The sequence below is a fragment of the Mesorhizobium sp. NFR06 genome (assembly GCF_900115245.1).
GTDB lineage: Bacteria > Pseudomonadota > Alphaproteobacteria > Rhizobiales > Rhizobiaceae > Mesorhizobium.
In genome coordinates this window covers 135176-157254 of sequence record NZ_FOVT01000014.1, presented here as the reverse complement: position 1 = coordinate 157254, position 22079 = coordinate 135176, and the positions used below count along the sequence as shown (strand labels likewise).

Sequence of the window (22079 nt, the reverse complement as noted above, 5' to 3'; positions counted from 1 at the left end):
GGATGGAATGAAGCTGTTCGACGGTGGTCGCGCGCCAAATCCCAGGCGCGTGCGCGTCTTCCTCGCGGAGAAGGGGCTTACGGTTCCGCTGGTGCCTGTCGACATGGGCGCGCTGGAGCATCGCGGCGAACAGGTGGCACGGCGCAATCCGCTACGACGCCTGCCTGTGCTCGAGCTCGATGACGGCACCATCATCACCGAATCGATCGCCATTTGCCGCTATTTCGAGGAGTTGCACCCCGAGCCCGCGCTGTTCGGCAAGGGCGGGCTCGGCAAAGCCATGGTCGAGATGTGGCAAAGACGCATGGAGCTGAACCTGATGTCCAGCGTCACCGCCGCGTTCCGGCATATCCATCCGGCGATGAAGGAATGGGAGGTGCCGCAAATTCCGGAATGGGGCGAAGCCAACAAGCCGAAGGCAATCGAATTCCTGCACCTGCTCGACAATGAGTTGGCGGCGCGGGAATTCGCCGCCGGCGATGCCTATTCGGTCGCCGATATCACCGGCATGATCGCCATCGATTTCATGAAACCGGCGCGCATCAAGGTGCCGGAGGACTGCACCAATGTGCTGCGCTGGTATGGCGCGCTGACCAGCCGGCCAAGCGCAACGGCCTGAGCGACAGAGTTGGACAGGTTGCCTGACACGCGCGAAGCGCTGGAGACTCTCACCACAAGGGTGCGGGCCTGCCGGATCTGCGCCGAGCAGCCGATCGGGAGCCCTTTGCCGCATGAGCCACGACCGGTGTTGCTGCCGTCCTCGACCGCGCGCATCCTGTTGGCCGGTCAGGCGCCAGGCACCAAGGTTCATCTCTCCGGCATGCCGTTCACCGATGCCTCGGGAGATCGGCTGAGGAGTTGGCTCGGGGTCAGCGCGCAGGAGTTCTACGACACCGAAAACTTCGCCATCGTCCCGATGGGTTTTTGCTTTCCGGGCCAGGACGCCAAGGGTGGTGACCTGCCGCCACGCCGCGAGTGCGCGCCGGCCTGGCGTGCGCAGCTGATGGCGCTGATGCCGCAGATCGACCTGATCTTGACCATCGGCGGCTATGCGCAATCCTGGCATATGGCCGCCGCGCGCGGCGCGTCATTGACGGAAACGGTCAGGAACTGGCGCAACGTTTGGGATGCGCAGGGCGGTGGCCCGAAAGTGCTGCCGCTGCCGCATCCGTCGTGGCGAAATACCGGATGGTTGAAGAAGAATCCCTGGTTCGAAATGGATTTGCTGCCCTTCCTGAGGTCGGAAATCCGCTATCGCATCGAATAGGCATCCTGCAAGAAATCACTCGCTTTTGCCGCCACTGGCAGAATTTCTTTCTTGTGAAAGGCTCCGATAAAAGGGACTATAGCCAAACTATTCCCCTGGAGCTTCCCATGGATCGCCTCGACAGAAAAATTCTCCGCCTCCTGCAGGAGGACGCGACGCTCGCGGTCGCCGATGTTGCCAAGAAAGTCGGCCTCTCGACCACGCCGTGCTGGCGGCGCATCCAGAAGCTCGAGGAAGAGGGCGTCATCAAGCGGCGCGTCGCCATCCTCGACCATGAGAAGGTCAATGTGCGGGTCACCGTCTTCGTGTCGATCCGCACCAATTCGCACAGCCACGAATGGCTGCGGCGCTTCTCCGAGGTCATCCAGGAGTTTCCGGAGGTGGTCGAGTTCTACCGTATGAGCGGCGACGTCGACTATCTGCTGCGCGTGGTGGTGCCGGACATCGCCGCCTACGACGCCTTCTACAAGCGGCTGATCGCCAAGATCGAGATCCGCGACGTGTCGTCCTCCTTCGCCATGGAGCAGATCAAATACACGACGGAAATCCCGCTCGACTACATGGTGCTCGACAAGGAATCGGGCGCAAACGCCGCGTGATCGCTTCGCGCAACTGTGTGATGCGGCGAGTTTAGTTCTTCTTTTTGTTGAGGAAATTCCACGGCGAGTTGACCGGCAACGTGACGGTGTCCGGCACGGTGTCGACACCTGCCACCTCAGCCTTGCGCACCGTGTAGCCGGACTGGACGATCGAGACGCCATCGAGGATGAAAAGCTGGCTCTTCTCTAGGCCGGGCTGCAGCACGCCGGTGACTGAAACCGGCTCGTATGCTTTCGCCATCTTGTAGGGATGCGCCGGCGTGACCAGCACGATCTGGTTCGGCGGCGGCGTCGGCATGTGGCTGCAGGCGCCGATCCATGGCACCAGCAGGAACTGGTAGACGAGATCGCCGTCGCGATCGACCGGCAATGCATAGCCGGCTATCTGAATGGTCTTGTCCTGCAGATTGAGCGACAGCGTCTCGCCGTGGTCGGGCAGTTTTGCCGCGATCATCGGCAGGTTCGCGTCCTCGGCGACGGCCTGCGTCGCGGGGCGCAGATCCTTCCAGAAGATGTGCGCGACATCGCCCGCGGCATCGGCTCCGGTGGCAGCAAAGACGAGCATGGCCATCAGCGTTGCACAGGATCTGAAACGCTTGTTCATGGTCCTCCATCCTCCGCCAGTCCCTATGCCGAATCGAGTAAAAGCGTCGTGGCCAGCATCATCGGCTCAGCCGCACCACATGCCGTCGTGTGCCGGCCGGGCCGATCTCTTGAAACCCACGGGCGGCGAACATGTCGCGAAAACCCATGAAGCGATAGCTCGGCGCGGCCTCGTCGACGGGATAGGCCTCGACGATGCGCGCGCCCTTGGCGAAAGCATGGTCGATCGCCGCATCGAGCAGCGCGGAGGCCAGCCCCCCGCCGCGCAGTGCCCTCGGCACATAGAAGCAGACGATCGACCAGATGCCGGTCTCGCTGTCGTCCTGCCGTTTCGAAAGCCTGCGATAGGTCTCGCGCGGCGCGACCGAACACCAGCCGGCTGTTCTGCCATCGAGCTCAGCGACGATGCCGACCGGAGTACCGGCTTCGATCAGCGCCATCATCATGCGCTTCTTCTCATCGTTCTGGATATGCTCGCGGCCGGAGTGGCGCCAGGCCATGCACCAGCAATATTTCGGCGCACCGGGCTGCTCGAACAGGTCCTCAAAACGGCCTCGTGTCGTTTGCGTCACCTCGACAAAGCGGATTCCGGCAAGGTCAGGCTTTTGCGGCTGCGAGCCTTGCGAGTTGTTTGGCATCCGTCAGTTCCTTCACCGCATCCTTGCCGATCCAGCGCGTCGTCTTGTCCGACGATGCCGCCAGCTTTCCGGCCAGCGCAAGAGCAGGGGCGTGCAAGCTCATCGAGCGCTTGCCGATCTGCCGCAGCGCCCAGTTCAGCGCCTTGCGGACGAAATTGCGCGGATCGCCGGCATGTTTCTCGATCAGCGGCAAATAGGCGAGGAAGGTAGCGTCCGGCTCTTTCTTCAAATGCACCGCGCTCCAGGCCAGCATGGCAAAGGCGGTACGCCGCACGAATTCACGTTCGTCCTCGGCAAACTCGTCAATCAGTTGGCGCCAGAACGGCGTTTCGGCAAACAGGTCGGCGACGGTGTCGACGATCTCCCAGCTGTCGAAATCGGCGGCCCAGCGCCGGCATTGACCGATGTCGACTTTCTTCGGCTCGCCGGTGAAGGCCGCCATCAGCCGCGCTTCCCGAACGCCGCTATTCCACAGCAGCAGCGATCGCTCGTGGTTCTTCTTCAGTCTGCGCGCCAGCGGCCGCAGGTCGGAATTGCCGACGCCGAGCGCATTTGCGGTGTTGATGCCAAAGCGCGCCATGCCCGCTCGGTTCTTCTCGGTGCCGATCGAGCGCAAATGCGCGACGACGTCGTCGGCGCTCCAGCTCGGGTCGGGCAGGGCCATCGTCGTCTATTTTTCCAGGCGCGCAAGCAGCGAGGACGTGTCCCAGCGCTTGCCGCCCATGTCCTGCACATCCTTGTAGAACTGGTCGACAAGTGCCGTCACCGGCAGCTTGGCGCCGTTGCGGTTGGCCTCCGCCAGGCAGATACCGAGATCCTTGCGCATCCAGTCGACGGCAAAGCCGAAATCGTATTTTCCGGCATTCATCGTCTTGTGGCGGTTTTCCATCTGCCACGAGCCGGCGGCGCCCTTGGAGATCACCTCGATCACTTTCTCGATGTCGAGCCCGGCCTTCTTGCCGAAATGGATGCCTTCGGCCAGCCCCTGGACGAGACCGGCGATGGCGATCTGGTTGATCATTTTCGTCAACTGGCCGGCGCCGGCTGAGCCCATCAGGCCGACCATGCGGGCATAAGCGTCGATGACCGGCCTGGCCCTGTCGAAGGCGGCCTGTGAGCCGCCGACCATGACGGTCAGCACCCCGTTCTCGGCGCCGGCCTGGCCGCCTGACACCGGCGCGTCGAGGAAGGAGAAGCCGGCCTTTTCGGCGGCTTCGGCCAATTCGCGCGCGACCTCGGCCGACGCGGTGGTGTTGTCGATGAAGACGGCGCCGTTCTTCATTGCGGCGAAGGCGCCGTTCGGACCTGTCGTCACCGAGCGCAAATCGTCGTCATTGCCGACGCAGGAGAAGACGAAGTCCTTGCCCTCGGCCGCCTCGGCCGGCGTCAGCGCCACTTTGCCGCCGTGCTGGGCCGCCCATTGCTCGGCCTTTGCCTTGGTGCGGTTGTAGACCGTGACGTCGTGACCGCCCTTGTTCCTGAGGTGCCCGGCCATCGGATAGCCCATGACGCCAAGACCGAGAAATGCAACCGATGCCATAAACCTGCCTTCCAACAATCAGAGATTTCAGTGGCGCAAGGTCTAGGCCATGCGAAAAATTCGTCAAGGCGCGGAGAGCCGTATCGACTGGTGCAGGCCGATGCACAGCACCAGAGCGTTCTACCGTTTCACGGAAACGGAAATCCGCTCTATCTCCTTGTTTTGACGCAATTCCGGACGGAAAACCGTGTCACACTTTTCCTGGAATTGCTTAGCGATGCAGGTGGATGGTGATCCGGCGCTCGATCCATTCGACGCCGTGGCGCAGGATCTCGACCATCACCAGATAGACCATCGCCACCCAGATATAGGCCTGGATGTCGAAGGACTTTGCGTAGGCGAGCTTGGCGTTGCCCATCAGGTCATAGACCGTGATGATGGCGACGATCGCCGATGCCTTGATCATCAGGATGAGTTCGTTGCCGTAGGGCCTGAGGGCGACGATGATCGCCTGCGGCAGGACCACTTTGCGCAGCGTCTGCAATTTGTGCAGGCCAAGCGAGGCAGCCCCTTCCCATTGGCCGCGCGGCACGCTTTCTATGGCGCCGCGCAGGATTTCGGCCTGATAGGCAGCGGTGTTGAGCGAGAAGGCAAAGACAGCGCAATAGAAGGCTTCGCGGAAGAACCACCACAGCCCGACGGTTTCGAGCTCGGGCCGGAACGAGCCGACGCCGTAATAGACCAGGTAGGTCTGCACGAGCAGCGGCGTGCCGCGGAAGAAATAGACATAGCAGTAGGCGAGCCCGGACAGGATCCGGTTCTTCGACATGCGGCCATAGGCGACCGCAAGCGACAGGGCTGCGCCTAGGACCATCGATATGGCCACCAGAGACAGGGTGGTTCCAAGGCCCTGCAGATAGGCTGGAGTGTATCTGGCGAAGAACTCGGCGTTCCACGCATAGACCAGATAGGCCACGATGCCGGCGCCGAAAAGAACCCAGAAACCGACCAGTGCGTAGCCGAGGATACGGGCGCGCGGCCAGCCGCGCGCCGGCGGAGGCGGCTTGTCGATGGCGATGGCCTGGGTGACGCTCATCGCGCTTCCCTCCGCCCGAGGTAGCGCAATATGTAGCCCGTGGCGATCGACGACAGGACGGCCAGCGCCAGGAAGATCAGCGCCGCAACGCTGTAGAAGAGGAAGGAATGCTTGGTGACGCGCGCCGCGACGCCCGATTGCCGCAAGGTCTCCGCGAGATTGACCACCGAGACCAGAGACGTGTCCTTGAGCAAGCTCAGCCAGCAATTTTCCAGGCCGGGGAAAGCGATGCGTATCAACTGCGGCAGGACCACCAGCCGCATCGTCTGCCATTTCGACAGGCCAATGGCATAGCCGCCCTCATATTGGCCTTTTGGAATGGCACGAAACGCGGAGAGAAAGACCTCGCTGGCGTAGGAGGAAAAGATCAGCGACAGCACGATCATGCCGGCGACGAAGCTGTTGACGTCGATCGTCGCCTCCGGATTGAACAGGCGCACGACATGTTGCAGCAGAAGCGGCATGCCGAAGAAGAACAGGAACAGCGTCACCAGTTCGGGCAGTCCGCGAAAAACCGTGGTGTAGATGTTGCCGGCCAAGCGCAGCGACGGCTCTTCATGCTGCTTGGCGAAGGCGACGAAAAAGCCGATCACCAGGCCAATCGGCAACGTGGCAAGCGCCAGCGCAATGGTGACCAGAACGCCAGACGCAATGTCGTCACTCCAGCCATCCGGTCCCCAGCTGAGAAGTGTCCAAATGCTTTGGGCCGGCATTGACGGGTGGTGTCTCCGTGGCGATCCCGGAAGGATTTAAGGGCGGCGAGGGTTTCTCGCCGCCCTTGGCTTATCGATCAGGATTCGGCGCCGTAGACGTCGAACTTGAAGTACTTGTCGTTGATTTCCTTGTACTTTCCGTTCTTTCGGATGGCGTCGATGGCAGCATTCAGCTTGTTGACCAGATCGGTCTCGCCCTTGCGCACGGCAATGCCGGCGCCCGGTCCGAAAATCTCCACCGGCTGCGGCGAGGGCTGGCCGAGGATCTTGCAGCAGGCGCCGTCCGGCGTATCCAGCCACTGCTGCAGCACGACGATATCGTCCTCGATGGCGTCGAGACGGCCATTGGCGAGGTCGGCCTGTTCCTCGGGGCTGCTCGGATAGCCCTTGATGGTGCTGTCCGTGTAGGTCTTGGAGGCATAGTTGTAGTGCGTGGTCGTGGTGGCGACGCCGATATTCTTGCCGGCGAGGTCTTCCTTCGTCACGCCCTTGAGCGGCGAATCCTTCGGCACGGCGATGGCCGACGGGGTGTTGTAGTATTTGTGGGTGAAGTCGACCTTTTCCTGGCGCTCGGGCGTGATCGACATCGAGGCGACGATGGCGTCGAACTTGCCGGCCTGCAGCGCCGGGATGATGCCGTCCCAATCCTGCGCGACGAAGGTGCATTTCACCTTCATTTCGTCACAAAGGGCCTTGGCGATATCGATGTCGAAGCCGACCAGCTGGCCGTCCGAAGTCAGGTTGTTGAAGGGCGGGTACGCGCCTTCGGTGCCGATCCTCAGGGTCTTTTCCTGAGCCTGGGCGACGCCAAGTGTCAGCAGCGCGGCCGAAGCGGCGAGCGCGATACGCAGTGCAATACGCATGATAATCCTCTCATAGTGTCATGGCCGCTGTCCCGTGCGGCTCTTGTGGGCGGCGGTTTCTTGACCGCCCCGCTGCAGCGGATACTCCCACTCTTTGCGAGAAAAAAGCAACAGCAAATCAACGGCAAACGACAATCGCCGTCTGCCGCAGCGTTACTTGGTTCGAGCCACCAGGCCTGTGCTGCGCTCGACAAAGTCGGCAATCGATTTCGTGTCGTCGAGATCGAAGACCGGCAGCTTTTCGCCTTCGACGCCAAAGTCGGCGGCGATCGCGACAATGTTGGGATCGTTGGCTGAAAGCGGCGTCCGGTCCTTGGCCTCCATCCGCCTTGCCTCGATCTTCTTATGCGCCTCGCGCTTGTAGCCTTCGACGAGAACGATGTCGGCTGGCGCCAACCGGGCGAGGATATCGTCCAGCGTCGGCTCGTCTTCGTTGCGCAATTCGTGCATCAGCGCCCAGCGCCGGTCGGACACGATGGCGACCTCCGTCGCGCCAGCCTGGCGATGGCGAAAACTGTCGGCACCCGGCTTGTCGATATCGAAGTCATGATGAGCGTGCTTCACCGTCGACACCGTCCAGCCACGCCCCACCAGTTCGGTGACCAGCTTTTCCGTCAAAGTCGTCTTGCCGGAATTCTTCCAGCCGGTAATGCCGAACACGCGTGTCATGGCCGGAGGCTTTGCAACAGAGTTTTCGCCGTCGCAAGGTCGTCCGGCGTGTTGATGTTGAAGAACGGGTCGATCTTTTGGCCGCCGGCCTCGATCATGGGGAATTCCACCTCGACATGGCCGTGGCTCTCCATGAAGGCCGAAACCCGTCGGTTGTCCTCGTCGACCAGGAAATGCCGCAAGGCGTCGCGCAGGCCGAGAGGCCAGAGCGCAAAGGTGGGGTGTGGTCTGCCGCCCGAACTGGCGACGGCGATCGCGTGCGGTTGCCGCTGTACTGCCGCGGCGAGCCGGTCGACGAGATCGCCTGGGAAAAAGGGGGTGTCGCCGGCGGCAGCCACCAGCCGCTGGCAGCCTGCTTGTCCGGCAGCCCATTCCAGACCGGCGAGAATGCCTGCCAGCGGCCCGGCGTAGCCCTGCACCGTATCTTCGATCACCGGCAGCTGCATGCCGGCAAATCGCGCCGGATCGCCGTTCGCGTTGAGCGCCAGGGTCGCGACCTGTGGCCTCAATCGCGCTGCGACATGGTCGATAAGACTGGTTTTGCCCAACGAAAGCAACGGTTTGTCGCCGCCGCCCATTCGACGCGACTTGCCTCCCGCCAGAATGATCCCTGCGACACTTCGGTCCATCAGGCCTATATGCCGTCCGGCGCCATGTCGGGTCCAGCGCTTTCCGCCGCAGGCTGCCTGCGACCAACGATGCGCTCACGGTAGAGCGCATAGAGGCCGGAGCCGATGATGATGGCGGCGCCGACGATCATCGGCGGGTCGGGCATGTCACTGAAAATGACGAGGCCGAGCAGGATCGACCACAACAGCGCGGTGTAGCGGAACGGCGCGATGAAGGAGATGTCGCCCGAGCGCATCGCCATGATGATGAACTGATAGCCGATCAGCACCAGCACCGCAGCCAGCGCCAGCAGCGCGGTCGCCCGGCCGCTCATCGGCGTCCAGCCGCCCATCGGCGACAACAGCAGCGCGCCCAGCATGGTCATGGCAAGCGCGGCCGCGGCAGACACCAGCATGGTCGGAATCGCCTGCGGGATGCGTTTGGTGGCAAGGTCGCGCACCGCGCAACAGGCAACGCTGGTCAATGCCAGCAGCGAGTAGACGCTAAACCCTTCGAAACCGGGCCGCACGATGATCAGCACGCCGGCGAAGCCGACGGCAATGGCAATCCAGCGTCGCCAGCCGACACCTTCGCTGAACACCAACGCCGCGCCCATGGTCACCGCCAGTGGCAGCGCTTGCAACACGGCCGAGACATTGGCGATCGGCAAATGCGCAAGTGCGATCAGAAACGACACCGTCGCGCCGGCTTCGCCCGCCACGCGCATCGCCACCATGGGCTGCAGCATGGCGGCCGGATTGGCCAGCGCGCCGCGCCGCCAGGCAAGCAGGCCGACGAAGAGCGACGCGAAGGCGCCGCGCACCAGCATGACCTGCGCCATGTTCATCGATTCGGAAGAGAATTTGGTGATCGCGTCGTTCAAGGTGAAGCCGACCATGGCAACGACCATGAACAGCGCGCCGCGCAGATTTGGCGAGAGGGGCAAAGGCGTTTCCGGATTTTATTTTGGCTCAAGCGTCTAGCAGGCGACCGGAAAACAGCAACGGCAAAGACATGGGCCACGAAGTTCTGCGCGGCCTGAAACGATCGATCTGCCGAGATCCCGAGGCTTATTTGGGCGTTAGCACTTCGGTTCCGTTGCCGTTCTGGCCGGCGATGGTCCACAGCCCATGCAGGGACCCGTCCTTCTCGATCTTGTAGACGACGAGACCGATTTCCTTGCCCATGGCATAGCCGGCGGAAAACGCATTGTCGTTGCGCATGCAGATACCGTCCGAGGTAGAGCCGCCGGTTTCCCAGTGGATCGTGCAGGTCGTGTCGCTGGTCAGCGTGATCGTCGCCTCGCCACCATATTTCGAGCCGTCGAAATTGGTGCCGATGACGGTATAGGTGCCGCCGATCGACTGAGCCGCGGCCGGCATGGAAGCAACTCCAAGCATTGCAAGTGAAAGCACCAAGGCGCGCATATGTACTCCCCCTAAGAGCGAAAAATGCGCTTGGAGGCTAGGCCGGAACCAGCGTGCGGTAAATCGGGCGGCAGCCTGCGGGAGGGCTTTATTTGCAGTGTGACCCCGGCTGCCTCAAGGGCCGCGCAGGCTCTTGGCGATGGCGTCGACCAGTGGATCGTATTTTGTCCTGAGCGAGGCCGGGTATTCGATCCAGACGGTGCGGATGACGTCGTCCTTTCCGAACAGGCGCCGCTCGTAGAAGACCCTGCCATCCTTGGTGCCTGAAAGCACCGCCCAGTTCTTGCCGGTCTTGCTGTAGGCGATCCTGTAGCCCGGTTCGGTGCTGGCTTTCTCCTCATCGACGAAACCCTGCGGGGTGTCGTTGTCGACATTGTAGATGCCGGAACAGGTCAAGCTTGCGCCATCGGCGCTAAGCCATTGTTGCCCGTCGCCATTTTCCGGCTCGGGCATCGCGTTGTCGAAGATTTCTTCCGGAAGTGTACATGACTGGCCGAACCGCGCATTCACGTAAGTGAACGGCTTGGCGGTTGCCGCTATCGTCATGACTGTCGACAGGGACACAATAGCCACCAGTGACGACCAGCCGATGCGCTGAAGACGTTGCATAATCCCTCTTGGCCGATGACCGGAGGCGATCATGCACCATCGCAGAGGAAAAATCAGCCGCCGGTGACACTCATGTGGCGCGATACCGAGGGACGGCTGGTGCGGCGGTCGATGATGAAATCATGACCCTTGGGCTTGCGGCCGATGGCCTCGTCGATTGCCGCATCGAGCAGCTCGTTGCCTTCGGAGGCACGCAACGGGGCTCTCAGGTCGGCGGCGTCCTCCTGGCCAAGGCACATATAGAGCGTGCCGGTGCAGGTCAGGCGCACGCGGTTGCAGCTTTCGCAGAAATTATGCGTCATCGGCGTGATGAAGCCGAGCCGGCCGCCGGTCTCGGCGACATGGACATAGCGGGCGGGGCCGCCCGTCTTGTAGGGGATATCGGAAAGGGTGAACTGGCGCTCCAGCGAGGCGCGCAGCAGCGACAGCGGCAGGTACTGGTCGGTGCGGTCGGCGTCGATCTCGCCCATCGGCATGGTCTCGATGAGGGTGAGGTCCATGCCGCGACCATGCGCCCAGCGCAACATTTCGGGGATCTCGGCGTCGTTGAAGTCGCGCAGCGCCACGGCGTTGAGCTTGACCTTGAGCCCGGCCTTTTGCGCGGCGTCGATGCCCTCCATCACCTTGCCGAGATTGCCCCAGCGCGTGATCTGGTGGAATTTCTCGGTGTCCAGCGTGTCGAGCGAGACATTGATGCGCTTCACGCCGCAATCGGCGAGCTCAGCGGCAAAGCGCGACAGTTGCGAGCCGTTGGTGGTGAGCGTCAGCTCTTCCAGCGCGCCGCTATCGAGATGGCGCGACAGCTGGCGCACCAGATGCATGATGTTCTTGCGCACCAGCGGCTCGCCGCCGGTCAGCCTGAGCTTTCTCACGCCCTTTTCGATGAAAACGGTGCAGAGCCGGTCAAGCTCCTCGAGCGACAGGAGATCCTTCTTGGGCAGGAAGGTCATGTCCTCGGCCATGCAATAGGTGCAGCGGAAATCGCAGCGATCGGTAACCGACACGCGCAGATAGCTGATCGTGCGACCGAAGGGGTCGATCATGTCCATTTGCAAGCGTTTCCCGTGGCCTGAGCAGCTTCGTTATATATGGCTATGTGATACGATCCAGTCCCGCATTCAAGATAGAAGGTCTTGATCTTTGGTAACATTCCCCGACCGACATCGCGTGTCGGCTGTCATCCATCACCTTCCCGTGGCGCGCGAAGCGGCGTAGGGAAGGGCGCAATCTTGTGCAGGAAAAAACATGACGGCGCCGAAGGAACTCAGGGTCTCGAAGGACCGCAAGCTGTTGACCGTGACCTTTCCGGGTCACCAGGCATTCGAGCTGCCGGCCGAGTTCCTGCGCGTGGTCTCGCCATCGGCGGAAGTGCAGGGCCATTCGCCGGAGCAGCGGGTGACCGTGCCCGGCAAGCGCAACGTCGCGATCCTAAAGATCGAGCCGGTCGGCAACTACGCGGTGCGCATCACCTTCGATGATTTCCACGACACCGGCATCTTCACCTGGAACTATCTTCACACGCTCGGCCACGAGAAGGAGGAACGCTGGAACGCCTATCTCGCCGAGCTGACCGAAAAGGGGCTCAGCCGCGATCGCTAGCCTGGCGTGTGGAAGTCCAATTGCGGCGATCCGGCTGTCGTCAAAGCGTCATGGACATAGAGCAGCGCCGGCAAAAGAGTCAGGAGGCGAAAGATGTCGCTCATCACGTCGGTCGAACAACTCGAGGCCCTTTACGGGCTGCCAGGTGAAGCCTCGGTCGTCAAGGAACTCGACCACGTGATCCCCGAATATGCCGCCTTCATCGAAGCGTCGCCCTTCGTGGCGCTGGCGACCAGCGGGCCGGAGGGGCTCGACTGCTCGCCGCGCGGCGACCTTGCCGGCTTCGTGCGGCTTGTAGATGAAAAGACGCTGATGATGCCCGACAGGCGCGGCAACAACCGCGCCGATTCGCTGAAGAACATCATTCGCGATCCACGCGTCGGGTTGCTCTTTCTGGTGCCCGGCTCGGGCACCACGCTGCGTGTCAACGGCCGCGCCCGCATCACGACCGATGCCGAGCTTTGCGCTTCCTTCATGGTCGACGGCAAACCGGCCCGCTCGGTCACGGTCATCGACGTCGACACGGTCTATTTCCAATGCGCCCGCGCCATCGTGCGCTCCGAGCTGTGGAATCCGGCCAAGCACGTCGACCAGAAGTCGCTGCCGACGCCAGGCCAGATCCTCGAGGTTACCAGCCGCAAGAACATCGACGGCGAGACCTACGACAGGGAATGGCCGGAGCGGGCGAAAAAGACGATGTGGTAAGTGCATTGATATTCGAATCAGGCGGCGGACGCCCGCGTCAGGCTTCCTTCAGAACGTCGGCGATCTTGCGCATCTGCTCGCCGATCATGTCGCATTGTTCCGGCGTCGACTGGCTCATCGCCTTCTCGATCAGCGCCATGTGAACCTTCAGCGCCTTCATCAGCAGCGCTTCGCCGGCTTCGGTCAGGTTCAGCCGCAGCACCCGCTTGTCTTTCTCGTCGCCCTCGCGGAGCAGCAGGCCGCGTGATTCAAGCTGCGGCAACAGCATGGTGATGTTGGAGCGGCCGACCAAGAGCTTGCGGGCAAGATCGTGCTGCGACATGCCGGGATGGCGGTAGAGGTTCATCAGCACGTCGAGCTGCGCCGGCTTGAGGTCGAGCGGGGCGAGCTTTATCGCCAGCGTTCGCTCCAGCACATGGCAGGCGCGCGCCACCGCGACCCAGTTGCGAAAACGCGGGTTGTCCCAGGGCAGCTCTTGCTTAATGTTCATGTTTGAACTATTATGTTCATGCTTGAACGAATGGATGGACTGCCAATATGGCATCATTTGGAATGAAGGTCATCCGGGGCGTTTTTGGTGCGGCCGAGCATGTCGCGCCGCGTCTCGGCGGGCGCGCCGCGTTCGAATTGTTTTGCCGCACTCCCAATGTCAGGGCGCTGAGCGAAGGCGAACGCCGCGCCGTGGAGCGTGCCTCATCCTTCATGGCAGAAGCGCGTCATCACCGGCTGAAGACCAGGACGGATTGCGTCGCCGTGCATGAATTCCGGCCGGAGCCGGGCAGGGAATCCCGCGGGACCGTGCTTGTCATCCACGGCTGGCGCTCGCGCACCGAATATATGCGCGCCCTGATCGAAGGGTTCCGTCGCGCAGGCTACAAGGTCGTCTCGCTCGACCTGCCCGGGCACGGCCATTCGCTCGGCCGCCATCTCAACATGGTGACAGCGGTCGATGCAGCGCGAGTGGCCGGCGAGTGGTTCGGCCCCTTTGCCGCTGTCGTCGGCCATTCCTTCGGCGGCGCGATTGCCGCCAATGCCGTGGCGGCATCGGTCAAGGGCGTGCCGCCGCTGGCGGCGCAAAAGCTGGTGCTGATCGCTGCGCCGAGCTCGCTCCCCGCGATCTTCGACGATTTCAGCCACAAGCTTAATGTCGGGCCACGCTCGCGCATCGCCATGGCCGATCGGGTGAAGCATCTGTCGGGTCGGCCGCTCAGCGAATTCACCGGCGATCGCCAGCTTGCCGAGGCGCCGGTGCCGACGCTGATCATCCACGCGCCGGACGATCGCGAGGTCCATGCCGACCATGCGAGGCGTTATGCGGGCGCGGGCGAGCATGTCCACCTGCACTGGGCCGATGGACTGGGCCACCGCCGCATCCTCGCCGACAGGGATGTCGTCGCGCGTGCGGTCGATTTCGTGAGCGGGCAGCGGGAAGCGACCCTGCACTAAATTAGGTGCGAGGTGCGCCTATCCCAGGCTGCGGCCAAGGCGCGGCTCTGTCCCGGCCAGCAGCCGCTGGATATTGGCGCGATGGCGTGCGATCACGTAGAGGCTGCCCGCGACCACCAGCAGCCGATAGGGCAGGGGTTGTTCCAGCGTGCAGACAAGCACGACCGCCGTAAGTGCCGCCAGCATCGAGCTGAGGGACACAATTCGGAAGAGTGCGAGCGTGACGGCAAATGCCGTCGCGGCGCCCAATCCTACCGGCCAGGACATCGCCAGCAACACGCCCAGGCCCGTCGCGGCGGATTTTCCGCCTGTGAAATTCAGCCAGATCGACCGGCCATGCCCCAGCAACACGGCAAGCCCGGCTAGGCAAACAGCCCAGGGCATCCGCGGGTCAAGCGCCGTCGGGGACGTGGCGGACGATATTACGAAGGGATAAAACCAGTGGGCAAGGACGATGGCGGCCGCGCCCTTCAGCACATCGATGAGCAGCACCGCCAGCGCGGGCCATTTACCCAACGTTCTGAGCACGTTGGTCGCGCCGGTGGACTTGGAACCATGCTCCCTTATGTCGATGCCCTTGAGCAATTTGCCGGCCAGATAGCCGGAGGGCGTGGCGCCGAGGAGGTAAGCGACCGCTAGGCCAACCGCACTCGCTATCCAGAAAACCATTGGCGTCGATCGTTTCCAGGCGTTGCGGAAAACCGAGATCAGTCGGCCTTTTTCTTCTGCCCAGGCTCGACCGGGAGGCCGGCCGCCTTCCAGGCGGTGTAGCCGCCGAGGATGTGCTTGACTGGCGTCAGGCCCATGTCCTGCGCCGTCTTGGTGGCTAAAGCCGAGCGCCAGCCGCCGGCGCAGAAGAAGACGAAGGTCTTGCCCGAGGCGAAGAACGGCTTGTGATAGGGGCTTTCGGGATCGATCCAGAATTCCAGCATGCCGCGCGTCACATGCCTGGCGCCGGGAATCCTGCCGTCGCGCTCGACCTCGCGAGGATCGCGCAGATCGACGAAGATCGTATCGTCGTCTTCAAGCAGCCCCGCCGCTTCCTCCGGCGAGACGACTTCGATCTCGGCATTCGCCTCGTCGAGAAGCTGGCGATAACCTTTCTTCACGGCAAACCCTCCTGGCCACGGTCCTCGCGACCGCCGAAATTTCGATCACAAAGCCTTCCGTTTGTCACGGGGTCAAGCGTGAGGGCCGGCCATCGCTGTCCATGCCGCCATGGCGCCGTTGACGGTTGCCATGAGCGCCGAATGCGTTGCGCCGTCGCGCGCCTGGATCGACATGCCATGCTGAACGGTGGCGAAAAAGGTAGCCGCGCTCTTGCAATCAAAATTCTCGGCCAACTCTCCCTCCGCCACGGCCCGCTGCAGGCGCCTTTCGAGCGCGGTGTGGTTTTCGGCGCGACGGCGGCGCAGATCCTGGCAGATCAGCCCCTGGCTTGAGTCCTGATGCAGGGCGCCAAGCGCGATCAGGCAGCCTTGCGGGCGGTCGGTCTGTGAATAGGCCTTGGCCGTCTGGGTCAAAAATCCCTCGATCGCAAGCCGCGCGGTCGGGGCTTCTTCGAGCGTCGACCAGATGTCGGAACCCTCGCTGCGCGTATAGAGGTCGATTGCTTCGAGGAAGAGCGCCTCCTTGCTGCCGAAGGCGGCGTAGAGGCTGGGCGAATTGATGCCCATCGCCGCGGTCAGATCGCTGAGCGAGGAGCCCTCATAGCCCTTGGCCCAGAAAACCACCATCGCCCGGCGCAAGGCGGAGGCTCGGTCAAAGCTTCGCGGGCGGCCTCTTTCCGACATGCTGTCCTTCTGGTTCGCTTCATTTCTGTGTTGATCGATACATAAATTACTTGACGGTACCGGGCAAGCTTGGCAGATAATTATGTATCGATCGTTACAGAATAGGAGAATCGGATGTCATCCAACCAGTTGCGCGGCAAGGCCGCATTCGTGACCGGCGGCAGCCGTGGTATCGGCGCGGCGGTCGCGAAAAGACTCGCGCGTGACGGCGCGAGCGTCGCGCTGACCTATGTGAACGGCGAGGCGCAGGCGCGCGCCGTCGTCGACGAGATCGAGGCGGCTGGCGGGCGCGCCATGGCAATCCGGGCCGATGGTCGCGATGCCCAGGCGATCGAGCGCGCCATCGACCAGGCGATGGATGCGTTTGGGCGGCTCGACATCCTGGTCAACAGCGCCGGCATCTGGCGCGCTGCACCGATCGGCACGCTGTCGCTCGCCGATTTCGATGAAAGCATGGAGGTCAATCTCAGGGCCCCCTTCGTCGCCTCCAAGGCCGCCGCGCGGCATATGGCGGATGGCGGCCGGATCATCTCGATCGGCAGCAACCTGGCCGAGCGCGTGACGGATCCAGGTCTCAGCGCCTATTCGACCAGCAAGGCGGCGCTGATCGGATTGACGAAGGCCCTGGCACGCGATCTCGGTCCGCGCGGCATCACCGCCAACATCGTCCATCCGGGCTCGACCGACACCGACATGAACCCCGCCGATGGGCCGCATGCGGAGCACCAGCGCCGGAAAATGGCGGTGCCGCGATTCGGTGAGGCGGAGGAGATCGCGGGAATGGTGGCCTGGCTGGCGAGCCCTGAAGGCCGCTTCGTCACCGGAGCCTCGTTGACCATAGACGGCGGTGCCAACGCCTGATTGTCCTCGATGCTTTGGCGAGCTTGCGAAACCCGGCGCTGCTTCGGGTCTCACGATGATGTGAAACCGTTCTGCAACACGGCCTCGCAAATTTATGGAAGCTTAACGAAATCAGTATGAATCGGTATAGTCACGTCATACATCCGCCATGCGGAGGGCGGGACCGTCCAGCGGCGCGGAACGGGAACCGGTTTCAACCGGTGCGGGTGAAGCATGAAAATCCTCGGGAACAAAAAGGCCCTCGCGCCGATTGCGATCGCGGCGACGCTTGCCTTCGGGCAGCAGCAGGCAAGCGCGCAAGGGCTTTTCGACTTGCTGTTCGGTGGCGGCATCCGGCACGATCCGCAGGGCGAATTTCCGCCGCCGCCGAAGCCGCGCAAGATTCGACCCGGCGATGAAGGAGGTGACGGCGGCGCCAGAATCAGCAGCCCGACCTACAGCACCTACAGGGCCGACAGGCTTGTGCGCGTCGACTTCAAGGCGCTGCTGCCGGCACCGCAACCCGCGACCGCGCAAGACGCCGCCTTTGTGTCCTCGGTGACGAGCAATGGCTTCCACGATGCCGTGGTCGGCTTGAGCGACTACGAATTGTTTGCCGAGCCCGACATCGCCAAGGCTCTGATTGCCTATTATTCAGCCAATCCCGATTTCATCTGGGTGAGCGACAATGCCGCCAACAGCAGGGCGCAGGATGCGGTGCGCGTCCTGGGCGAGGCGGCAAGCTATGGCCTGTCGCCGGCCGACTACTCCGTCGATGTTCCAACTGCCGCGACGTCCGCCACGCCGGCAGAGCGCACCAAGGAACTGGTCCACTTCGAGATGGCGCTGTCGGCGCGCGTGCTGCGCTATGCCCATGACGCGCAGAGCGGTCGCGTCGACCCCAACCGGATGACCGGCTATTATGATTTTCCGGCCAAGCCGCTCGATTTCGAGGGCGTGCTGAAGACGCTGGCGCATACCCAGGAGGTTCGCACCTATCTGGAATCGCGGCACCCGCAGAACGCCGAGTATCAAGCGCTGCGCGTCGAACTGGAAGCGCTCGAGGCCAGCGAGGAAAACGAGATCGTCGTCGATCCCAAGCTGCTGCTCAAGCCCGGTGAGAGCAGCCCTGAACTGCCTAAGTTGCTGACGCTGATTGCCCGCAATCTCGACGACGCGATGGGCGGCAACTATGGCGAGGTCCTTGCCAGGCTGGGCAAGAGCGAAGTCTACGAACCCGATCTGGTGCCGGTGATCAAGGCAGTGCAGCAGCGGGCCGGCATGAAGGGCGACGGCGTCATCGGCCCGCGCACGGTGGCTTCGCTGGCCGGCACGTCAAAGGCCGACAAGATCGCGAAGGTCAAGGTGGCGCTCGAAGAACTGCGCTGGTTGCCGTCGGACCTCGGCAGTCCGCGCGTCTTCATCAACCAGCCCGCTTTCACCGCCAGCTATATCGACAATGGCGAGGAGAAGTTGAAGACCCGTGCAGTCATTGGCCGGGTCACCAACCAGACCGCCTTCTTCTACAACCAGATCAAGCAGGTCGACTTCCATCCTTATTGGGGCGTGCCGCAGTCGATCATCGTCAACGAGATGTTGCCGAGGCTGCGCAGCGATCCCGGCTATCTCGACCGCGCCGGCTACGAGGTGACGGATTCGCGTGGCAAGCGCATCCCGTCCTCGGCGGTCGATTGGGGCGCCTACGGCGCCAACATCCCGTTCAGCGTGCGCCAGCAGCCGAGCGAGGCCAACGCGCTGGGCGAATTGAAGATCCTCTTCCCCAACAAGCACGCCATCTACATGCACGACACGCCGCAAAAGTCGTTCTTCGCGCGCGATATGCGCGCGCTCAGCCATGGCTGCGTCCGTCTGCAGGATCCGCGCGGCATGGCCGCTGCGGTGCTCGGCACCTCCGTCGACGATATTGCCGAGAAGCTGAAGCACGGGCATTCGACAGAGAATGTCACGCGCGTCATCCCGGTCTATGTCGCCTATTTCACCGCATGGCCGGATATGTCCGGCAAGGTCGAGTATTTCGACGACGTCTATGGCCGCGACGCCAAGTTGATGCAGGCGCTCGACGCGACCGAAGCGGTGCGCACGCCGTCAAGCTGAGCGCTGTTGTTCATGCAATTGCGGACGGCAGGCTACGGCGAAGCCGCCGAGCCTGACGCTTAAACGAGTGGCCGGCGGAAGCCGGCGTCTCGCCCGGCGATCAGCCAGTAGATCAGGCCGGCCACGAGGCCGGCGCCGGCGATGATGCCCATGTCGCCCCAGCGTTCGGGATCATCGGCGGCGTCTGGCAAGATCAGCATGAAACCGGCAGCCGCCGCGGCAGCGCCGAACAGCATGTGCAGCCAAAAGCCTCGCAACGAAAAGAACTCGGCTATCAAGGCGAAGACCAGCGTCTGCGGATCAACCCGACCAGCACCGCGACCAGATAGCCGGCGAGCACCATCAGGATGCGCTTCAGGACGTGGCCGATCATTGCCGTGCACCGTGCCCGCAATCACCGCGCGCAGTCAGCCACCAAAGTCTTGGCGATGCAAGTGCGGGAGGCCGGTGTCACGGCGGCGTCGACTCAGGCCCGCCGCAGAGACGCGGAATACCGGCCCTTCGGAATGCCATGACGACCGCAAGACCTGCTACTTGGACTCGCCGGTGATCGGATCGTAGGTGATTTGGACCTTGGCCTTGTCCGTCGTGTAGTAGGTGACGGTATAACCGTCGCTATCCCAACCGACCTCCTTCACGTAGCGAAAGTCGTTACGATGCTCGACCTTGGCGATGATGTCCGAGAGTTTCTTGGCGTTTTGCGGCGGCACTGGCTGGTCATCCGCCGCGAGGGCCGGCCCGTCGGCAAGGAGAACCGCGATACCGGTTGCCAAAACAACAGTGCGCATGAGAGCCCTCAAATCTCGTTGGCATGGATGCGCTGAGAAACTCGCATGCGGGAGGATTGGTTCCGCAGCGTAGAAAAACGCCCCGCAAAGCGCCGGCCTCGATGCGGCCGAACTTCGCCGGGCAGAAACCGATTCAGTATTTTCAGATGCGAAAGAATGCGTAATTTCAAGAAGTAGCAGCGTGGCGCGAATGCGCCAGTCGACGGAAGGAATGACTAACCATGCGCCGGATCGCGGATTCGCCACATTAGCTGTTCGTGGTAGAGCTTTCCGCAAGACCCTGATAGAATTCCGAGCATAACAGGGTGGCAACTTAGCGCCGGCCTGCCGGGGGACATCCGTCGGCGGGCGGCGAGTGTGTTTTTTGAGCACAGGTCGCCTGCTCTGGACTGGAAGCGGGGACTGGGGGCTCAATCATGGCTGAACGGAACTATACCCGTCAGCTTGCGACAATCATTTCGATCGATGCCGTAGGGTTCTCGCGGCTGATGGGCATCGACGACGAGTTGGCTGTCGCCGCCTTCGAGGAGAGGCGCGACATCATCGCCGGCAGTTGCGGCGCATTTGGCGGACGAACGTTCGGCGATGCCGGCGACAGCATCATGGCCGAATTCGGCAACCCGATCGAAGCCTTGCGGGCGGCTTTCGATTTTCAGGCCCGGATCATGGCGCTGAATTCCACGGTCGCCGAGGAAATGCGCATGCCGTTTCGCGCCGGGATCAACACCGGCGATGTCATTGTCCGCGAGGGCCGTCTCTACGGCGACGACGTCAACATTGCCGCCCGGCTTCAGGAATTCGCGCCGCATGACGGCGTCGCCATCTCGGCGACGACATGGCACCACGTGAAGGACAAGACCGCGGCGGTCTTCACCGATCTCGGCGAGTTCAGCCTGAAGAACATCGCCCTGCCGGTGCGGGTCCTGATAGCCGGTCGCGGCGGCAATGGGCCTGTCGCGGCGGCTTCCTTCGTTTCCATCCCCAGCGCGCCCGGTCACTATAAGCCCGGTCCCATCGGGCCTCCGGCGATCGCGGTGCTGCCGTTCCAGGGCAACGGCAGCGAACCCGACGTCGGCTACATGGCGGACGGTATCGCCGAGGACATCATTTACGGTCTTTCCAACACGCGTTGGCTTTCGGTCATCGCCAAGGGTTCCAGCTTTCAGTTTCGCGACGACAGCCTGGGCACAAAGCTCATCGGCAACGCGCTCGGCGCTCGCTACATCGTCGGCGGCACGTTGGCGCACCAGGACAGGCAGATCCGCCTCAACGCATCGCTCACCGATACCTCGAACGGGCGCCTTGTCTGGTCGCAACGCTTCGACCGCGATCTTGTCGATATCTTCAGCCTGCGCGACCAGATCGGCAGCGAGATCGTCTCGATCCTCGACAAGGAGGTCGATCGCGCCGAGCAGGCCCGCACCTTCCAGGTGCCGTGGGAAAGCCTGGAAACCTGGCAGTTGGTAAGGCGCGGCCGCTGGCACATGAACCGGCGCACCCGAAGCGACACCGATCTCGCGCTCGAATTCTTCGAAAAAGCCTATCGGGAGGACCCGAATTCGAGCGCCGTGCTGAACGAACTCGCATGGTGGTATTTCTGGCGGGCCTGGCTGCGCTTCGGCGACAGCGACGACCTGGAGAAAGTCGAGACGCTGGCGCGCAAGGCGCTTCTGATGGACAGCCTCGATGCGCGCCCGCATGCGTATCTCGGCGCGGCCGACATTATGCGTGGCCTTCCGGCGCTGGCGGCCGAACACCTCACTGAGGCGATCCACATCAATCCGAGCTTCGCCTTCGCCCGCTCGGCCATGGGCAGCGCGCGCCTTTTGCTTGGCGACGCGACCGGCGCCATCCCTTTTTTCCTCGATACGGAGCGGTTGAGCCCGTTCGACCTCTATCGGTTCCACAATCTGGGGGAACTGGCCGCCGCCTATTGCTTCGTCGAGGACTGGCCGGCCGCGATCGCCACCGCCGAGCGCTCGCTCAACCTGTCGCCAGGCTATTTTTACGCCAGATTCCTGAAGATAGGCGCCCTGATGAGAAGCGGCCGTCGCGACGAGGCGGCGCGGGAGCTCGCCATTTTCATGACCAGGCATCCCGATTTTTCCGAGCAGAGGATACGCTGGATACCGTTCGTCGACCCGGCAAGGAACAATTTCCTGATCGCCAATTTCGATCGGGCCAAGTCCTACGCATGATCGCCGGGGCCGACAACAGATG

Annotated in this window: 28 protein-coding genes; 9 read left to right on the top strand and 19 right to left on the bottom strand. The window is 62.7% G+C overall.

Going from position 1 to position 22079, the window contains the following annotated elements; all coding sequences use genetic code 11:
• Positions 1-7 precede the first annotated feature (7 nt).
• The 3 genes from F3H96_RS22920 (at position 8) to F3H96_RS22910 (ending at position 1866) form a co-directional block, all read left to right on the top strand.
• Complete coding sequence (locus F3H96_RS22920) at positions 8-619, top strand: glutathione S-transferase (protein WP_149803974.1); 612 nt, start codon at positions 8-10, stop codon at positions 617-619.
• 9 nt (positions 620-628) lie between these two features.
• Positions 629-1267 carry a uracil-DNA glycosylase family protein gene (locus tag F3H96_RS22915; protein ID WP_149803973.1) on the top strand — a complete coding sequence of 213 codons (639 nt, stop codon included), beginning with the start codon at positions 629-631 and terminating at the stop codon, positions 1265-1267.
• Between the two features lie 107 nt (positions 1268-1374).
• Positions 1375-1866 (top strand): Lrp/AsnC family transcriptional regulator, encoded by a 492-nt coding sequence (locus F3H96_RS22910; protein ID WP_006205209.1) that lies wholly within the window; start codon positions 1375-1377, stop codon positions 1864-1866.
• Positions 1867-1897: 31 nt separating this feature from the next.
• Here the strand turns inward: F3H96_RS22910 and F3H96_RS22905 are convergent, their stop codons facing one another.
• The 13 genes from F3H96_RS22905 to moaA form a co-directional block, all read right to left on the bottom strand.
• On the bottom strand, positions 1898-2470 hold the full coding sequence (locus tag F3H96_RS22905; RefSeq protein ID WP_149803972.1) for a DUF3299 domain-containing protein: 573 nt from the start codon (positions 2468-2470) through the stop codon (positions 1898-1900).
• 58 nt (positions 2471-2528) lie between these two features.
• Positions 2529-3107 carry a GNAT family N-acetyltransferase gene (locus F3H96_RS22900; RefSeq protein WP_149803971.1) on the bottom strand — a complete coding sequence of 193 codons (579 nt, stop codon included), beginning with the start codon at positions 3105-3107 and terminating at the stop codon, positions 2529-2531.
• Complete coding sequence (locus tag F3H96_RS22895; protein WP_149803970.1) at positions 3067-3771, bottom strand: DNA alkylation repair protein; 705 nt, start codon at positions 3769-3771, stop codon at positions 3067-3069. The genes F3H96_RS22900 and F3H96_RS22895 overlap by 41 nt, the downstream gene beginning before the upstream one ends.
• A gap of 6 nt (positions 3772-3777) precedes the next feature.
• Positions 3778-4647 carry an NAD(P)-dependent oxidoreductase gene (locus tag F3H96_RS22890; RefSeq protein ID WP_149803969.1) on the bottom strand — a complete coding sequence of 290 codons (870 nt, stop codon included), beginning with the start codon at positions 4645-4647 and terminating at the stop codon, positions 3778-3780.
• 211 nt (positions 4648-4858) lie between these two features.
• Positions 4859-5683 (bottom strand): ABC transporter permease, encoded by an 825-nt coding sequence (locus F3H96_RS22885; protein ID WP_149803968.1) that lies wholly within the window; start codon positions 5681-5683, stop codon positions 4859-4861.
• The gene (locus F3H96_RS22880) at positions 5680-6396 is read right to left on the bottom strand and encodes an ABC transporter permease (protein ID WP_149803967.1); all 717 of its coding nucleotides are present in this window, start codon (positions 6394-6396) and stop codon (positions 5680-5682) included. Before F3H96_RS22880 ends, F3H96_RS22885 begins: the two co-directional genes overlap by 4 nt.
• Positions 6397-6473: 77 nt before the next feature.
• Complete coding sequence (locus F3H96_RS22875; RefSeq protein WP_149803966.1) at positions 6474-7259, bottom strand: ABC transporter substrate-binding protein; 786 nt, start codon at positions 7257-7259, stop codon at positions 6474-6476.
• 153 nt (positions 7260-7412) lie between these two features.
• Positions 7413-7928 carry a molybdopterin-guanine dinucleotide biosynthesis protein B gene (mobB, locus tag F3H96_RS22870; protein WP_149803965.1) on the bottom strand — a complete coding sequence of 172 codons (516 nt, stop codon included), beginning with the start codon at positions 7926-7928 and terminating at the stop codon, positions 7413-7415.
• Positions 7925-8557: a molybdenum cofactor guanylyltransferase MobA gene (gene mobA, locus F3H96_RS22865; RefSeq protein WP_149803964.1), complete on the bottom strand. Its 633-nt coding sequence runs from the start codon at positions 8555-8557 to the stop codon at positions 7925-7927. Before mobA ends, mobB begins: the two co-directional genes overlap by 4 nt.
• 5 nt (positions 8558-8562) lie before the next feature.
• Positions 8563-9483: a DMT family transporter gene (locus tag F3H96_RS22860; protein ID WP_149803963.1), complete on the bottom strand. Its 921-nt coding sequence runs from the start codon at positions 9481-9483 to the stop codon at positions 8563-8565.
• Positions 9484-9607: 124 nt separating this feature from the next.
• Entirely contained in the window at positions 9608-9964 is a 357-nt protein-coding gene (locus tag F3H96_RS22855) for a hypothetical protein (protein ID WP_149803962.1), read from the bottom strand.
• 114 nt (positions 9965-10078) lie between these two features.
• On the bottom strand, positions 10079-10573 hold the full coding sequence (locus F3H96_RS22850; RefSeq protein ID WP_149803961.1) for a hypothetical protein: 495 nt from the start codon (positions 10571-10573) through the stop codon (positions 10079-10081).
• A gap of 53 nt (positions 10574-10626) precedes the next feature.
• Positions 10627-11622 (bottom strand): GTP 3',8-cyclase MoaA, encoded by a 996-nt coding sequence (gene moaA / locus F3H96_RS22845; RefSeq protein ID WP_149803960.1) that lies wholly within the window; start codon positions 11620-11622, stop codon positions 10627-10629.
• 196 nt (positions 11623-11818) lie between these two features.
• Between moaA and F3H96_RS22840 the strand changes: the two genes are divergently transcribed.
• A complete protein-coding gene (locus tag F3H96_RS22840; protein WP_149803959.1) occupies positions 11819-12172 on the top strand; it encodes a DUF971 domain-containing protein in 354 nt (117 codons plus the stop codon).
• Between the two features lie 93 nt (positions 12173-12265).
• Positions 12266-12877: a pyridoxamine 5'-phosphate oxidase family protein gene (locus F3H96_RS22835; RefSeq protein ID WP_149803958.1), complete on the top strand. Its 612-nt coding sequence runs from the start codon at positions 12266-12268 to the stop codon at positions 12875-12877.
• 37 nt (positions 12878-12914) lie between these two features.
• Here F3H96_RS22835 and F3H96_RS22830 read toward each other — a convergent pair whose 3' ends face one another.
• The gene (locus F3H96_RS22830; protein ID WP_149803957.1) at positions 12915-13367 is read right to left on the bottom strand and encodes a MarR family transcriptional regulator; all 453 of its coding nucleotides are present in this window, start codon (positions 13365-13367) and stop codon (positions 12915-12917) included.
• A 47-nt stretch (positions 13368-13414) separates the two neighbouring features.
• Between F3H96_RS22830 and F3H96_RS22825 the strand changes: the two genes are divergently transcribed.
• A complete protein-coding gene (locus F3H96_RS22825) occupies positions 13415-14323 on the top strand; it encodes an alpha/beta hydrolase (protein WP_149803956.1) in 909 nt (302 codons plus the stop codon).
• A gap of 18 nt (positions 14324-14341) precedes the next feature.
• Here the strand turns inward: F3H96_RS22825 and plsY are convergent, their stop codons facing one another.
• The 3 genes from plsY to F3H96_RS22810 all read right to left on the bottom strand — a co-directional run bounded on the left by plsY (position 14342) and on the right by F3H96_RS22810 (position 16116).
• Positions 14342-14992: a glycerol-3-phosphate 1-O-acyltransferase PlsY gene (gene plsY, locus F3H96_RS22820; RefSeq protein WP_149803955.1), complete on the bottom strand. Its 651-nt coding sequence runs from the start codon at positions 14990-14992 to the stop codon at positions 14342-14344.
• A gap of 38 nt (positions 14993-15030) precedes the next feature.
• Positions 15031-15432, bottom strand: a complete 402-nt coding sequence (locus tag F3H96_RS22815; RefSeq protein ID WP_149803954.1) for a rhodanese-like domain-containing protein — start codon at positions 15430-15432, stop codon at positions 15031-15033.
• 72 nt (positions 15433-15504) lie between these two features.
• The gene (locus F3H96_RS22810; RefSeq protein WP_149803953.1) at positions 15505-16116 is read right to left on the bottom strand and encodes a TetR/AcrR family transcriptional regulator; all 612 of its coding nucleotides are present in this window, start codon (positions 16114-16116) and stop codon (positions 15505-15507) included.
• Positions 16117-16230: 114 nt separating this feature from the next.
• On the opposite strand from F3H96_RS22810, the gene F3H96_RS22805 reads away from it, so the two are divergent.
• Together F3H96_RS22805 and F3H96_RS22800 are read left to right on the top strand one after the other, a co-directional pair.
• Entirely contained in the window at positions 16231-16977 is a 747-nt protein-coding gene (locus F3H96_RS22805; protein ID WP_149803952.1) for a 3-oxoacyl-ACP reductase family protein, read from the top strand.
• Between the two features lie 213 nt (positions 16978-17190).
• Positions 17191-19071: a murein L,D-transpeptidase gene (locus tag F3H96_RS22800; RefSeq protein WP_149803951.1), complete on the top strand. Its 1881-nt coding sequence runs from the start codon at positions 17191-17193 to the stop codon at positions 19069-19071.
• A gap of 59 nt (positions 19072-19130) precedes the next feature.
• On the opposite strand, the gene F3H96_RS31245 is transcribed toward F3H96_RS22800, so the two are convergent.
• A complete protein-coding gene (locus F3H96_RS31245; RefSeq protein WP_244620111.1) occupies positions 19131-19328 on the bottom strand; it encodes a hypothetical protein in 198 nt (65 codons plus the stop codon).
• A 273-nt stretch (positions 19329-19601) separates the two neighbouring features.
• Positions 19602-19859: a PepSY domain-containing protein gene (locus F3H96_RS22790; RefSeq protein WP_149803950.1), complete on the bottom strand. Its 258-nt coding sequence runs from the start codon at positions 19857-19859 to the stop codon at positions 19602-19604.
• Positions 19860-20275: 416 nt separating this feature from the next.
• Between F3H96_RS22790 and F3H96_RS22785 the strand changes: the two genes are divergently transcribed.
• Positions 20276-22057: an adenylate/guanylate cyclase domain-containing protein gene (locus F3H96_RS22785; RefSeq protein WP_149803949.1), complete on the top strand. Its 1782-nt coding sequence runs from the start codon at positions 20276-20278 to the stop codon at positions 22055-22057.
• Positions 22058-22079 lie beyond the last annotated feature (22 nt).

Bases quoted from the DNA above. Each gene is read 5' to 3' on its own strand.
- F3H96_RS22895 (WP_149803970.1), bottom strand. From the start codon at position 3,771: ATGGCCCTGCCCGACCCGAGCTGGAGCGCCGACGACGTCGTCGCGCAT.
- mobB (WP_149803965.1), bottom strand. From the start codon at position 7,928: ATGACACGCGTGTTCGGCATTACCGGCTGGAAGAATTCCGGCAAGACG.
- F3H96_RS22890 (WP_149803969.1), bottom strand. From the start codon at position 4,647: ATGGCATCGGTTGCATTTCTCGGTCTTGGCGTCATGGGCTATCCGATG.
- F3H96_RS22905 (WP_149803972.1), bottom strand. From the start codon at position 2,470: ATGAACAAGCGTTTCAGATCCTGTGCAACGCTGATGGCCATGCTCGTC.
- F3H96_RS22910 (WP_006205209.1), top strand. From the start codon at position 1,375: ATGGATCGCCTCGACAGAAAAATTCTCCGCCTCCTGCAGGAGGACGCG.
- F3H96_RS22875 (WP_149803966.1), bottom strand. From the start codon at position 7,259: ATGCGTATTGCACTGCGTATCGCGCTCGCCGCTTCGGCCGCGCTGCTG.
- F3H96_RS22805 (WP_149803952.1), top strand. From the start codon at position 16,231: ATGTCATCCAACCAGTTGCGCGGCAAGGCCGCATTCGTGACCGGCGGC.
- F3H96_RS22880 (WP_149803967.1), bottom strand. From the start codon at position 6,396: ATGCCGGCCCAAAGCATTTGGACACTTCTCAGCTGGGGACCGGATGGC.
- F3H96_RS22900 (WP_149803971.1), bottom strand. From the start codon at position 3,107: ATGCCAAACAACTCGCAAGGCTCGCAGCCGCAAAAGCCTGACCTTGCC.
- F3H96_RS22810 (WP_149803953.1), bottom strand. From the start codon at position 16,116: ATGTCGGAAAGAGGCCGCCCGCGAAGCTTTGACCGAGCCTCCGCCTTG.
- moaA (WP_149803960.1), bottom strand. From the start codon at position 11,622: ATGGACATGATCGACCCCTTCGGTCGCACGATCAGCTATCTGCGCGTG.
- F3H96_RS22790 (WP_149803950.1), bottom strand. From the start codon at position 19,859: ATGCGCACTGTTGTTTTGGCAACCGGTATCGCGGTTCTCCTTGCCGAC.
- F3H96_RS22785 (WP_149803949.1), top strand. From the start codon at position 20,276: ATGGCTGAACGGAACTATACCCGTCAGCTTGCGACAATCATTTCGATC.
- F3H96_RS22850 (WP_149803961.1), bottom strand. From the start codon at position 10,573: ATGCAACGTCTTCAGCGCATCGGCTGGTCGTCACTGGTGGCTATTGTG.
- F3H96_RS22800 (WP_149803951.1), top strand. From the start codon at position 17,191: ATGAAAATCCTCGGGAACAAAAAGGCCCTCGCGCCGATTGCGATCGCG.
- plsY (WP_149803955.1), bottom strand. From the start codon at position 14,992: ATGGTTTTCTGGATAGCGAGTGCGGTTGGCCTAGCGGTCGCTTACCTC.
- F3H96_RS22830 (WP_149803957.1), bottom strand. From the start codon at position 13,367: ATGAACATTAAGCAAGAGCTGCCCTGGGACAACCCGCGTTTTCGCAAC.
- mobA (WP_149803964.1), bottom strand. From the start codon at position 8,557: ATGGACCGAAGTGTCGCAGGGATCATTCTGGCGGGAGGCAAGTCGCGT.
- F3H96_RS22885 (WP_149803968.1), bottom strand. From the start codon at position 5,683: ATGAGCGTCACCCAGGCCATCGCCATCGACAAGCCGCCTCCGCCGGCG.
- F3H96_RS22855 (WP_149803962.1), bottom strand. From the start codon at position 9,964: ATGCGCGCCTTGGTGCTTTCACTTGCAATGCTTGGAGTTGCTTCCATG.
- F3H96_RS22840 (WP_149803959.1), top strand. From the start codon at position 11,819: ATGACGGCGCCGAAGGAACTCAGGGTCTCGAAGGACCGCAAGCTGTTG.
- F3H96_RS22825 (WP_149803956.1), top strand. From the start codon at position 13,415: ATGGCATCATTTGGAATGAAGGTCATCCGGGGCGTTTTTGGTGCGGCC.
- F3H96_RS22835 (WP_149803958.1), top strand. From the start codon at position 12,266: ATGTCGCTCATCACGTCGGTCGAACAACTCGAGGCCCTTTACGGGCTG.
- F3H96_RS22920 (WP_149803974.1), top strand. From the start codon at position 8: ATGAAGCTGTTCGACGGTGGTCGCGCGCCAAATCCCAGGCGCGTGCGC.